Raw genomic sequence first — 12,386 nt, 5'->3', positions numbered from 1 at the left:
CCTCCTATGATTCGATATCAGTTTTAATGTTAGAAAGAACCCCGTTTACGAATTTTGCAGCTTTATCGTCGCCGAACCGTTTTGCCAGCTCGATTGCTTCGTTTAATGACACGTTAGCAGGAATGTCGTCAGAATAAACCATTTCATACACCGCCAGACGCAGGATCGCGCGGTCTACGTTTGCAATCCGGTCAAGCTTCCAATTGACAAGATGGCCGGAAATCATTTCATCAAGCTGAACCTGATGTTCGATCACTCCGTACACCAGCTGTTCAAAGAAGGCATCTGTTTTTTCACCATCAAGCGCGTGCTCAATGGCATCGTTCGGTGCAATATCGCTGACATCAATCTGAAAAAGTGCCTGCAAAGCTTTTTCTCTAGCTGTTCTTCTTTTCATTTTCTTTCTCCTTCAGATCCGCTTTATCCGCTTGTCGTTAAGCTTAAAGAGATCATAACATATTTTTTTCTCAATCGCATGTCGAAATTTAGGTTTTTTCACCCTAATGCCGAATATTTTCACAAACAGTATTAATTTCATTCGGATTTCACAGCATGAAGAAACTCGGCTGCCGTTTGTAAGCCGGCTTTCTTCATGCCTGAAATGACGGGAAACGTATAAAAAACCAAAGGGCTGCCCATCCCCTTGGTTTTTATACGCTCATTACATTTCTTCGTCGATTTCGACTTCTTGGGCTTTCGTGTCAAATTGAATGCCGACGATATGAATATTGATTTCATTAATGGTCAGAGACGTCATGTTTAATAAGGTTTGGCGGATATTCTCCTGAACGCTTGCCGCCACTTTCGGGATCGAGATCCCGAATTGAACGACGCAATAGACGTCGATGGTAATCCCGTCATCGGCTAAATCGACCTTTACGCCTTTGCCGTGATTGATTTTGCCGAAGCGTTCTACGACGCCCGTGGCGAAATTGCCGCGCATTTCAGCAACTCCTTCAACTTCGGAAGCGGCGATGCCGGCAATGACTTCAATGACTTCAGGAGCAATTTCAACCTTGCCTAAATGAGCCTCGTCATGATCCATTTTAAGCACACTGTTGTCTTCCATTCAATTCACCTCCCGCAAAAATTATGAGCCCATTACATCATATGTTTCTAAAAACTTTGTATTAAACTCTCCGCTGACAAATGTTTCGTGTTCAAGCAGTTTCAAATGGAACGGGATCGTCGTTTCAATACCTTCAATCACGAATTCGCTCAGCGCGCGTTTCATCCGTGCGACTGCCTCATCACGCGTTGTTCCGTATGTGATGACTTTAGCAATCATACTGTCATAGTACGGCGGGATCGAGTAGCCGGGATATGCGGCTGAATCCACGCGTACACCGAGTCCGCCCGGCGGCAGGTACATGTTAATTTTACCGGGTGAAGGCATGAAGTTTTTCGCAGGATTTTCAGCGTTGATGCGGCATTCAATCGCCCAGCCGTTAAATTCAACGTCTTCCTGTCTGAGCGAAAGCTCCTGTCCGGATGCCACTTTGATCTGTTCTTTGATCAGATCCGTTCCCGTCACCATTTCTGTGACAGGGTGCTCTACTTGAATACGCGTGTTCATCTCCATGAAGTAGTAGCGCTGTTCTCTGTAGTCATAAATGAATTCTACTGTGCCGGCTCCCGTGTAACCGACGGCCTTCGCTGCTTTTACCGCTGCTTCACCCATCTGCTCCCTGATTTCAGAATCAAGCGCAGGTGACGGTGACTCTTCAAGAAGTTTTTGCAGACGTCTTTGGATAGAACAGTCACGCTCTCCGAGATGGATCGTGTTTCCGTAATTATCCGCAAGCACCTGAATTTCAACATGGCGGAAATCTTCTATGTACTTCTCGATGTACACACCCGGATTTCCGAATGCCGTAGCGGCTTCCTGCTGGGTAATCTCAATGCCTTTGATCAGTTCTTCTTCTGTGCGTGCGACCCGGATGCCTTTTCCGCCTCCGCCCGCAGTGGCTTTTATAATGACAGGATACCCAATTTCACCTGCAAGCGAAACCGCTTCTTCCGTATTTTTTATGATTCCTTTTGAACCGGGCACAATCGGCACGCCCGCCAGCTGCATCGTGTCGCGCGCGATATCTTTTGTTCCCATTTTTGAAATGGCGTCAGCCGTAGGGCCGACAAACGTTACGTTTAATTCCTCGCACAGCTCGGCAAAGTCGGCGTTTTCAGCTAAAAACCCGTATCCCGGATGAATCGCATCCGTGCCGGTCAGCTTTGCGACGCTGACGATGTTCGTTACGTTTAAATAGCTTTCTTTTGATGTTTTCGGCCCGATACAAAAAGCCTCATCGGCCATTTGGACATGCAGGGCGTCTTTATCTGCCTCAGAATAAACGGCTACAGTTTCAATGCCCAGCTCTTTGCAGGCCCGGATAATTCTGACGGCGATTTCTCCTCGGTTGGCGATCAATAGCTTTTTAATCATAATAGCAGGTCTCCTTACTCAGCTTTTACAAGAAATAGAGGTTGTCCGTATTCGACCAGCTGGCCGTTTTCAACTAACACTTCAACGATTTCTCCTTTTACTTCGGCTTCAATCTCGTTAAAGAGTTTCATTGCTTCTACGATACAAACAACTGTATTTTCGCTCACTTTTGAACCTTGGTTTACGTAAGGGCCGGCTTCCGGCGATGAAGATGCATAAAACGTTCCGACCATCGGAGACGTAATTTTGTGCAGGTTTTCGTCTTGTTTCGGCGCTTCCTGAGCAGGAGCGGCTTCACGCGCTTCCGGTTTTGCAGCCTGCGGAGCAGGTGCGTAAGCGGCGGGAACGGCTTGGGCTTGTCCCGTTACATTCACTGCCGGCGCTTCATTTTTTTTCAGTTTGAGGCTTACGCCTTCAATTTCGTAAACAAATTCGTCGATGGAAGATTCATCGATTCTTTTTATCAGTTCATGAATTTCGTTGATTTTTAACATCAGTTTCCACTCCTATGTATAAAAAATAGAAATTTATGGGTTGCTACTAAAAGTACATACTATGTTTATCTTACAGGAGCGCTTGTGTAAATTCAACACTGATCTAAAATGACATCAGAAAAGCCCGCAGCGGGTGCGGGCTTTTCAGGTCTCTTACTTTGTCGGTTCAAACGTGACGGCGACGTCTTTCATCGTCTTGATTTCTTTTTCCACCAGGTCAATGATAGCGGAAGCTTTTGCGTTTGAATGTTTGTCAGACATGACGGTAATGTTGATTTTGTCTCCTTCAGCATCCACGAGCGCATCTTTGTAGCCTTGTGTTTTAATCAGCGTTTCCAGCTGTTTTTCCGTCCCTTCAGCATTGCTCAGCGCCGTCATTTTATCGTAGGCTTCGCTTTTTTCCTTTGCGGTCGCATCATCGCTTGAAACAATGCTGTTTAACTGTTCCCTTTCTTTGCTTCTCGCGTCTTCAAGCTCCATGCGGTATGCGGTAAATAAGTTTTCATCAGCTGTTTCTGTGGCGACCGATCCGTCTTTGTCCGATGCTTCGGCTGATGTTTCTTTATCCTCTTTTGTGCCTTTAGAATCTTTCGTTCCTTTTGTTCCGTCTTCTTTTTCCGTGCCGCTTCCGCTCTTATCTTTCGTTTCAGGAGCCGGCGTTTTTTCAGTGGCGACTTCTCCGCTGCTTTTTTCGCTTTTCATCTGCACGGCATTTTTGCTTTCCGGCGACATAATATAATAAACACTTAATACCACGACGAGACTGAGCATTGTTAAAAGCCAAACCGTTTGTTTTTTCAGCATGATTTATGAATCCTCCTTGATTTTTTTAGGGGCAACCGCTACACGGTAGCTCGGAACATCAAGCACCCTTGTGACGGCATCAATGATGGTTTTTTTTATTTGAACGTTGTCCACTCCCTGAGCGACAACGAGTACACCGCGGATATCGGGCTTTTTCGTCTGGACGACGACCGGGGTTTCCTGGTCCCCGTTTCGAATAATGACAATTTGTTCTTCAGAGGTTTGATCGGTTACGCTTCTTTTGCCGCCTTCTTTATCGGTTTCTTCAGTGGTGGTGTCTTTTTTCGTTTTGTTTTTCTCAAACACTTTCAAAGATGTTGCGTCTACGTTTACGACAATTGAGACATCCTCCACGCCGATAATCGTTTCAAGGATTTCTTTCAGCTGGTTTTCATAGTCTCTTTCGTAATCATCAATTGTGGTTTTGGCGCTGCTGTCTTTCGATGCCTTAAAAACGGGTGCGCTTTTTTGCCCGCTTTTGTCTTCCGTTCGGCCGGACATGACGGTCTGCGCCGTTTGGTCCTTCCCGGTTTTCTCCGGTGAAGAGAACAGCTGGCTGACCAGCATAAAAGATACTCCGAGCACAAACACGAACAGAAAGTAATGATATTTTGTCAGTTTTGGTTTTTCTCCGTCTTTCGCCTGTCCGATCATCAGCTGTTTTTTGAGTATGGTCCATAGTCCGTTTTTATTCATGGCCGTTTTTCTCCCCGCCTTCCATATAAACCGTAATTTTCTCACTGCCGATTTCCCATATATCCGCAAGTTTTTCTTTGATGTCTGCGGCCTCTTTTTTGTCGGCTGCGCCTTCCGGTTCGTATTTGCGGTCTGTGCGGATGTCGATCGGTGCGACGGTTTGCACGGTTTTTTCAGAAGATGGGGCCATATACACGCTGATCGTTTTTACATCTTCTTCTGAACGAACCTGTTCTTCCGCTGTAAGGCGGATGTCGTCTATTTTGTATTCGTCATGACTGAACATCTCCTCCGCTTTCTTTTTTAGTTGGACAGCCATTTCTTCTAAAACATATGCGCGGTTTGATGCTTGTATTTCTTTTTTTTCTGATTTGATTTGATTTTTTATATCAGCGGATTGAGATTGCTCTTGTTTTGTCAAATAATCGAAGATGATTTCCGGGTCTGTTTTGAAAAGTTTGAATATCGGGTTGAGCATGACAATGATTAACAGCAGGCTGACAACCATCTTTGCATATTTTTGCATACTGGAGCTGGGCAGCAGCATGTCGATGACGATGGCGAATAAGATAAATAAAATAATGCTTGTCAGCCATTCTGTTAAAAAGCTCATATCCAATGGGCCTCCTTTATTTCATCATCATGGTGAGGTTGCCTGCTGTAATAATGACTGTGATGCTGAGGAAAAACATGAGAGAGACGATGGCGAGCGCCGCGAAAATATACAGTACGCTTCTGCTGATGACACCGAGGCACGTAATGACGGGCCCGCCTCCGAGCGGCTGCAAAATAGCGGCCGCGAGCTTATAAATAAAAGCGAGCGAGAGCACTTTGATCGCCGGAAACGCGGAGATGCAGATCAAAATTCCGACTCCGAGGATTCCCACAGTGTTTTTTAATAGGAGCGAGGCGCTGATGACCGTATCCGTCGCATCCGTAAACATCCGGCCGAGCACGGGAATAAAATTGCCTGTTATAAATTTTGCAGTCCTGAGCGTAATCCCGTCCGTCACGGCAGCCGAGGCCCCCTGTACGGAGATGACGCCGAGAAACACGGTGAGGAATACGGCAAGCGCGCCGATCGCAATATTTCTGAGCAGATTGGCAAGCTGCGTGACTTTATATTGATCCGTCATCGTGCTGACGATACTTAAAATCGCTGACAGGAAGATAAGCGGCATGACGATGTTTTGAATGAGAAGGCCGCTCGTATTCATCAGAAATAAAATAACGGGGTGAAAAAAAGCTGCGGAGACGGCTCCCCCGGAAGACGCCAAAAGCGCGAGTAAAAGCGGGATGAGCGCGAGAATGAAGCTTGTCATCGTCTGGATCGCTTCACTGGCATAATTGACAGCAACATGAAAGCTGTTTAAAGCGAGAATAATCAGCACCATGTAGACGATTGCATAAGCCACTTTGCTGACGGTGCTCTGCTGGAACGCATTTTGCAGGAGCTGCAGAATGACACAAAAAATGGTAAGAAGAATCAAAGTTCCCAGAAGCTTTCCGTTTGCGAGCACTTCATGAAACAAGTATGAAAATAAAGCCTTCAGCCATGCCTCCGGTGAGAACGTTTTTTCACCGTTAATAAAGTCGATGATGCTTCCCTTTTGGCTTTCAGGCAGAAGACCGCCGTATTCTGTCATGATGTCGTCCCAAAACTTTCCGATGCCTTCTGTTTTCAGCGCTTCGGCCTGCTTTTTCGCCACTTCATCAGCGGATTCTTGGTGAACTGCGGTTTCCTGCGACGCACCGTCTGTTCCGGCAGCTTGTACACATTCAGTCTGAAAAAATAAGAGGATGAACAAAAAAGCTCCCGCCCACCGAAAGCGCTTCATTTTTTGTGCCCCCCTTTCCATTTTATTTATGATCATGAAGGAATAAGTCCGAGAATCGTTTCAATAATGACGGTGAGTATCGGCACGGCCATTACCAGTATCAAAATTTTTCCGGCCAGCTCTATTTTCGAAGCAATTGCTCCCTGGCCCGCATCCTTTGTAAGCTGCGCTCCGAATTCAGCGATGTAGGCGATGCCGATAATTTTTAAAATGGTTTCCACATAGACCATATTGACATTTGCATTGACGGCTATTTTTTCTATCATTCTGATAATGTCGTAAATCTGGTCGATGAGATAAAGAAAGATCACGCAGCCGCTGAAGACGACAATCATAAACGCGAAAGTCGGTTTCTGTTCTTTCACGATCAGGGAGAGAAATGTGGCGATCAGGCCTAAACCTACAATTTGAACAATCTCAATCTGTAAGCCCCCCTATCCTTGGAATAGAAACACAGCTTTGATCTTTTTGAACAGGTCATCGACAATCGTCGCCACCATAAATAAAATATAGATAAAGCCAAGCAGCGTCACCCACTGGGCGTATTCTTTTTTTCCCATTTGATCAAGTATGGTGTGCAGAAACGCAACCACGATACCGACTCCGGCGATTTGAAAAATGACATTTACGTCGACTCCCATTTTATGTTTGCTCCCCTCATGTTTACATCAATAGAAGAATGAGTAACAGTCCGGCTAAAAATCCTAAGCTTTTCACCATTTTTTCATTTTTCGCCTGCGCCCGTCCGGCATCCGCTTCCGCCGCTTCCAAATGTGTAAGCGCAAGCTTGATATGTTTCTGCTGAGAAACACGGTCATGGAGCCCGAGCGTCTCTCCGAATTGCTTCAGCACATCATATTCGCTTTTTTTCATCGCCATGGAAGGCCAGTTATGTTTCAAGCTCTGTTCCCAAGCCGTTTTGGCGGAATCACTTCCCTGCTCAAGCCTTCTGCTGAAAGCTTGAAACAGTAACGATACGGGTTTGGAAAGCTGTGCGGCAATTTGTCCCGAGGCGGTATGCAGCGGTGTATGCCCGAACATGATTTCCGCTTCAAGCGATTGGAGCGCCGCGCGCAGCTGGCGGATCTGCCTCGGCCTTTCAATATACATTTTGGCGATCTCAAACCCGGTCCAAGTCGTCGCTGTCAGAATAAACACGGCACCCAAAAGCTTCAGCATGTCATCACGCTTTCAGCATGCGGAACAGGTTCCCCGTCCTTTCCGTACATCCTGCTGATCGTTCCCGGACCGCGGCGCCTTGACAGTTCAACATACCGGTCAAACACGTTTTCCTCCCAAAGCATTTTCAGCGACGGCCTCTTGACCAAGTCTTTCATGTTCCACCCGTGCGCAGATACGATAACGGATACGCCCGCATGGAGCGCCTCCAGCAGCGCTTGTGAGTCTTCCATTCTCCCTATTTCATCAACAATAATGACATCAGGACTCATAGAGCGAATCATCATCATCAGCCCTTCCGCCTTCGGACAGGCATCAAGGACATCGATTCTGCGGCCGAAACTGTGCTGGGGAATGCCCCGCAGGCAGCCGGCAATTTCCGAACGTTCATCTACGATACCTGTCTTTTTCGCCGGAATGCGTTTTGATCCGGTGCTGGAAAGCCGGGCCAAATCACGAAGCAAGGTCGTTTTCCCCGTTTGCGGAGGACCGATGATCAGCGTGTTCAGCCAGTTTTCTTTCCATAAGAAAGGAATGAGCGGTTCTGCGATCCCCAGCTTCTCCCGGGCGATTCGGATATTAAAAGAAGTAATATCCCGGAGTCCTTTGACGGCTCCGTTTTCGACGATGACTCTTCCGGCCAGCCCCACACGGTGGCCTCCTCTGATTGTGATGTATCCTTTTTTCAGCTCTTCTTCCAGCGTGTACATACTGTAATTGCTGAGCCGGCTGAGGATCAGCTGTGCGTCGCCGGCTGTGCACACATATGACAAATACAAAGGTTGTCCTTTTCGGATCAGTTCAACCGGCCTGTCGACGCGGATTCTGATTTCTTCTGTATCCCGCCTCGCTTCTTCGGGCACGGCGGAGATGGCATCTCTCAATAATTCAGGGAGAACCTCTGTAATTTCATTCAATAGAGTCTCCTCCTTTTTTACCGATTGGCTTCTTTAAAATGTATGATCCGGGACAGACTTTATGACACCCCGGCCCTCTATTTATGCACACCGGCCAAAATCAGCACCACTCCCGCAAAAATCAATATTAATTTTGCATATGAGAGCTGTCCGGCAATCTGATAAATGCCGATCGTCATCGTGATGATAAAGATCAGCGGGCCGACGATTGCCAAAATACTATTCACCACAACCGCTTTTCTGATGTCGTTTGTCAAAAGCATGATAATAGCGGCCGATAATTCAATGAGCGAGGACAAAACTCGTAAACCGGCCATCGTTAAAACAGTAGAATTGATTGAACCAAACAAAAATTTCATTGCAATCCCCCAACTTCAAGCATTTTGTTACACTATATGCTCTAGCTGACGGAAGTAGTCTCACTATTTTCATATAGAAGAAAGATTCTGAGGCAGAACGCAAAAAAAGCCTGCCCCGTAAAAGGAGCAGACTCCGAATGTCTTTGACTACGCTCTTGACACGTAAGAGCCGTCTGATGTATTTACAACTAGCGTATCGCCTTCGTTCACGAAGAACGGTACGTTTACGACAAGACCTGTTTCCGTTTTGGCAGGTTTTGTGCCGCCTGACGCCGTGTCGCCTTTAATTCCCGGCTCAGTTTCAACAACTTTCAGTTCAACTGTGTTCGGCAGTTCAATACCGAGCGTTTCAGACTGATACATCATGATGTGCACAGACATATTTTCCAGAAGATATTTTAATTCTTCTTCGATTTGGTTTTCGTTCAATTCAAGCTGTTCATATGAGCTTGTATCCATGAACACGTGCTGATCGCCGTTGGCATAAAGATACTGCATCGTTTTTGTTTCGATTTGCGCTTTCGCGACTTTTTCACCTGCACGGAATGTTTTCTCCTGAATAGCGCCCGTGCGCAGGTTACGCAATTTAGAACGGACAAATGCCGCTCCTTTTCCCGGCTTTACGTGCTGGAAGTCAACGACGCGCCAAATGCCGCCGTCTACTTCAATCGTTAGTCCTGTACGAAAATCGTTAACTGAAATCATGTTTGATGTCCTCCTATATTCCGATCACAAAATAATTAATTCTTTTGGGGAATGCGTAATTGTCCGGTTGCCGTCCTCAGTGATGATGATATCATCTTCGATTCTTGCGCCCCCAACATCCGGTATGTATATGCCCGGCTCGACCGTTACCGCCATGCCCGGCTCAAGAACGGCCGATGACCTGAAAGACAGCCCCGGTGATTCATGGACTTCCATTCCGAACCCGTGTCCTGTCGAATGGCCGAAATACTGTCCGTAGCCTTTTGCGGTGATGTGATCCCTCGTCAGGGCGTCCGCTTCTTTTCCCGTCATGCCGGGTTTAATATGCAGGACACCAAGCGCTTGGGCATCGTATACGACCTGATAAATCTCTTTCAGTTTATCACTTGGCTCTCCGACCGCGACGGTGCGTGTGATATCAGAACAATAGCCTTTATAATAAGCGCCGAAATCGAGCGTGACCAAGTCTCCCTTTTCAATCAATTTGCCGCTTGCCACTCCGTGGGGAAGGCTGGATCTGACTCCCGAGGCGACGATCATATCAAAGGAAGAGCCGTCTGCTCCTTGACGTCTCATATAAAATTCAAGCTCGTTTGCAACTGAAATCTCTGAGATGCCCGGTTTGATAAACGTCAGAATATGTTCAAACGCATCATCCGCAATCTTCGCAGCTTCCTCTAATATCTTAATCTCTTCACTTGACTTAATCAAGCGCAACTTTTCAACGGAATCCGCGACGGGAACCATCTCCGCTTCCTGCAGCACAGCTTGGTAGGATGCATATGTTCCGTACGTCATGCTGTTTTGCTCGAAGCCGAGTTTTTTAATGCCGTACTCAAGAATCGTATCCGCAGCCGTTTGGATTAAGCTTCCGCCGTGCTCGATAATGTCAAAACCCTTCACTTGCGTCTTCGCCTGCTCGGTGTAACGGAAATCCGTGATAAATGCCGCACGTTCTTTCGATATGACCGCAAGGCCTGACGAACCCGTAAATCCCGTCATATACTGCAGATTGGCGGAGCTTGTCACCAATATTCCGTCTATATCCAGCTGACCGAAAAGATTTCGCAATTTCTCAAGTTTCATTCCCTTTCTCCTCCTCGCCGATTCTTGACTGCCGCCTGACAACGCGGGAGCATCCCCGCCCGGTTTTCAGCATAAAAAATGTTCACTTCTCGTGAACATTTTACCATACCGGACAGGGATTATACACTTATTCACTTGTTGCCAAGCGCCCTTGCAAGCTTGTCTGACGTAAGTTCATTGTAGTTGAAGGAAATTGAGTAGCCGACAAACAAACCGTACAGAATGTAAAGGCAAAGCGTCGTCACGATTGTATCTGATTTCAATTCAGTAACGGATTTCACATCTTCGAAAATCGGATTGAATAAGAAAAAAACCGCACACCATAAAATGACGCCGTACACCATCCCCGGCCACATGGTTTTAAAACGCTTCAGGCACACGAAATAAATGAACGCTCCGGCAATTGAAATCAACCCGATGACAACGATGCTGACCATCGTGCCGAGCCATTGTTTTTTCCATTCTCCGATCATAAACGGCTGAAGAATCATGTTGGGGCTGATCTCTGAAAAATGAAAGACATACCCGAGATAGCCGATCAAACTCCAAAATACACCGCCGGCAAATCCGATACCGCAAATTCTGCCGGTAAATGAAACAGGCTGCTGATCATCATCCTGCTTCTTCTTTTCTTCCTGTTCTGAATGTTTTTCGCTTGTCATCATGGCACCTCCAGTCATAGACTGCCCCAAAATTGAAAAGTCATAAAAAGCTGCGCCATATTTTCATTCAATGAGTAAAATCTAAAGAAACGGGGTATACTGCAAGTAGAAAAAGCATTGATTTTCCGGCTGTCTAACTAGAGCTTTACCGAGGTTTCCTGTACAATAGAGTGAAAGGAAATGGTTAGTAAATCCTAAGAAAACAGGCAGGTTGATAAACAATGTCCAAACAAAAAACGCCCCCTGCATACGGCGGGCAGGCTGTCGTTGAAGGAGTCATGTTCGGCGGCAGAAAAAATTATGTTACCGCCATCCGCAGGAATGACGGAAGCATTGATTTTTTCAAGCTTCCGAGAGTGCCGAACGCCAAGCTTTCGGCTTTAAAAAAGATTCCTTTTTTGCGGGGAATCATCGCCATCATTGAGGCGAGCGCCAACGGCACAAAGCATTTAAACTTTTCCAGCGAACGTTACGGGCTTGATCCTCAAGATGACGCCAAGCTGGAGCAGGAAGATAAGAAGGGTTCGGGCTTATCGATGTTTTTCAGCCTGGCGGTGATCGGCGTTCTGTCGTTTTTGTTCAGCAAATTCGTTTTTACGCTCGTCCCGGTCTTCTTAGCGGAGCTTGTAAGGCCCGTATTTTCCTCAGATGCCGCGCAGATCGGAATCGAAAGTCTGTTTAAGCTGATTCTGCTTCTCGGCTACATTTATTTTTTATCAATGACGCCGTTAATTAAAAGAGTGTTTCAATATCATGGAGCCGAACATAAGGTCATAAACTGTTATGAACAGAATTTGCCAATTACAATAGAAAATGTTCAGAAACAGTCACGGCTTCATTACCGTTGCGGTTCAAGCTTTATTTTATTTACGATCATTGTCGGCATGTTCATCTATTTACTCGTTCCGACAGATCCGCTTTGGGTGCGGATTTTAGACAGGATTGCGCTTATACCGGTCGTTCTCGGCATCTCCTTTGAAGTGCTCCAGCTGACGAACAGAGTGCGGAATATCCCCGTTTTGAAAGTGCTCGGTTATCCCGGCCTGTGGCTGCAGCTTTTAACGACAAAGGAACCGGCGGATGACCAGGTCGAGGTTGCCATAGAAAGCTTTAACGAGCTTCTCAGACTGGAAGACATTTCAGAACAGAGCGAAAAACCGTCTCACAACGTAATCTGAACCGTTACCGTTATTATTTTGGAGG

At 46.5% G+C, this 12,386-nt stretch carries 17 protein-coding genes; 1 reads left to right on the top strand and 16 read right to left on the bottom strand.

Going from position 1 to position 12,386, the window contains the following annotated elements; translation table 11 throughout:
• Positions 1 to 4 precede the first annotated feature (4 nt).
• From nusB to BXO87_RS13530, 16 genes are all read right to left on the bottom strand, one after another.
• Positions 5 to 397: a transcription antitermination factor NusB gene (nusB, locus tag BXO87_RS13605; protein WP_007408349.1), complete on the bottom strand. Its 393-nt coding sequence runs from the start codon at positions 395 to 397 to the stop codon at positions 5 to 7.
• A 264-nt stretch (positions 398 to 661) separates the two neighbouring features.
• A complete protein-coding gene (locus BXO87_RS13600; RefSeq protein ID WP_003153156.1) occupies positions 662 to 1,069 on the bottom strand; it encodes an Asp23/Gls24 family envelope stress response protein in 408 nt (135 codons plus the stop codon).
• 21 nt (positions 1,070 to 1,090) lie between these two features.
• A complete protein-coding gene (gene accC / locus BXO87_RS13595; RefSeq protein WP_007408348.1) occupies positions 1,091 to 2,443 on the bottom strand; it encodes an acetyl-CoA carboxylase biotin carboxylase subunit in 1,353 nt (450 codons plus the stop codon).
• Between the two features lie 14 nt (positions 2,444 to 2,457).
• The gene (accB, locus tag BXO87_RS13590) at positions 2,458 to 2,937 is read right to left on the bottom strand and encodes an acetyl-CoA carboxylase biotin carboxyl carrier protein (RefSeq protein WP_007612510.1); all 480 of its coding nucleotides are present in this window, start codon (positions 2,935 to 2,937) and stop codon (positions 2,458 to 2,460) included.
• 153 nt (positions 2,938 to 3,090) lie between these two features.
• Entirely contained in the window at positions 3,091 to 3,741 is a 651-nt protein-coding gene (locus BXO87_RS13585) for a SpoIIIAH-like family protein (protein ID WP_007408346.1), read from the bottom strand.
• Positions 3,742 to 3,744: 3 nt separating this feature from the next.
• The gene (gene spoIIIAG, locus BXO87_RS13580) at positions 3,745 to 4,437 is read right to left on the bottom strand and encodes a stage III sporulation protein AG (RefSeq protein ID WP_038464093.1); all 693 of its coding nucleotides are present in this window, start codon (positions 4,435 to 4,437) and stop codon (positions 3,745 to 3,747) included.
• Positions 4,430 to 5,050, bottom strand: a complete 621-nt coding sequence (gene spoIIIAF, locus BXO87_RS13575; RefSeq protein WP_003153146.1) for a stage III sporulation protein AF — start codon at positions 5,048 to 5,050, stop codon at positions 4,430 to 4,432. Before spoIIIAF ends, spoIIIAG begins: the two co-directional genes overlap by 8 nt.
• A gap of 16 nt (positions 5,051 to 5,066) precedes the next feature.
• Positions 5,067 to 6,275 (bottom strand): stage III sporulation protein AE, encoded by a 1,209-nt coding sequence (spoIIIAE, locus tag BXO87_RS13570; RefSeq protein ID WP_003153145.1) that lies wholly within the window; start codon positions 6,273 to 6,275, stop codon positions 5,067 to 5,069.
• A gap of 32 nt (positions 6,276 to 6,307) precedes the next feature.
• On the bottom strand, positions 6,308 to 6,697 hold the full coding sequence (gene spoIIIAD / locus BXO87_RS13565) for a stage III sporulation protein AD (protein ID WP_071392571.1): 390 nt from the start codon (positions 6,695 to 6,697) through the stop codon (positions 6,308 to 6,310).
• Between the two features lie 12 nt (positions 6,698 to 6,709).
• Positions 6,710 to 6,916, bottom strand: coding sequence for a stage III sporulation protein AC (gene spoIIIAC / locus BXO87_RS13560; protein ID WP_003153142.1), 207 nt, complete (start codon positions 6,914 to 6,916; stop codon positions 6,710 to 6,712).
• 22 nt (positions 6,917 to 6,938) lie between these two features.
• Positions 6,939 to 7,454, bottom strand: coding sequence for a stage III sporulation protein SpoIIIAB (gene spoIIIAB, locus BXO87_RS13555; protein ID WP_032874046.1), 516 nt, complete (start codon positions 7,452 to 7,454; stop codon positions 6,939 to 6,941).
• Entirely contained in the window at positions 7,448 to 8,371 is a 924-nt protein-coding gene (gene spoIIIAA / locus BXO87_RS13550) for a stage III sporulation protein AA (protein ID WP_032874043.1), read from the bottom strand. Before spoIIIAA ends, spoIIIAB begins: the two co-directional genes overlap by 7 nt.
• Positions 8,372 to 8,448: 77 nt before the next feature.
• Positions 8,449 to 8,730, bottom strand: a complete 282-nt coding sequence (locus BXO87_RS13545) for a YqhV family protein (RefSeq protein ID WP_003153124.1) — start codon at positions 8,728 to 8,730, stop codon at positions 8,449 to 8,451.
• Between the two features lie 147 nt (positions 8,731 to 8,877).
• The gene (efp, locus tag BXO87_RS13540) at positions 8,878 to 9,435 is read right to left on the bottom strand and encodes an elongation factor P (protein ID WP_003153123.1); all 558 of its coding nucleotides are present in this window, start codon (positions 9,433 to 9,435) and stop codon (positions 8,878 to 8,880) included.
• 24 nt (positions 9,436 to 9,459) lie between these two features.
• The gene (locus BXO87_RS13535) at positions 9,460 to 10,521 is read right to left on the bottom strand and encodes a M24 family metallopeptidase (protein ID WP_032874041.1); all 1,062 of its coding nucleotides are present in this window, start codon (positions 10,519 to 10,521) and stop codon (positions 9,460 to 9,462) included.
• A 131-nt stretch (positions 10,522 to 10,652) separates the two neighbouring features.
• The gene (locus BXO87_RS13530) at positions 10,653 to 11,183 is read right to left on the bottom strand and encodes a YqhR family membrane protein (RefSeq protein WP_029326080.1); all 531 of its coding nucleotides are present in this window, start codon (positions 11,181 to 11,183) and stop codon (positions 10,653 to 10,655) included.
• A 221-nt stretch (positions 11,184 to 11,404) separates the two neighbouring features.
• Here BXO87_RS13530 and BXO87_RS13525 point away from each other — a divergent pair, with 221 nt between their 5' ends.
• Positions 11,405 to 12,361: a DUF1385 domain-containing protein gene (locus tag BXO87_RS13525; protein ID WP_038459159.1), complete on the top strand. Its 957-nt coding sequence runs from the start codon at positions 11,405 to 11,407 to the stop codon at positions 12,359 to 12,361.
• Positions 12,362 to 12,386: the final 25 nt, after the last annotated feature.

Source organism: Bacillus sp. GZB (assembly GCF_001975995.1).
Lineage (GTDB): Bacteria > Bacillota > Bacilli > Bacillales > Bacillaceae > Bacillus > Bacillus velezensis.
The sequence above is the reverse complement of the archived record's forward strand: the minus strand, read 5'-3'. Positions and strand labels throughout refer to the sequence as shown.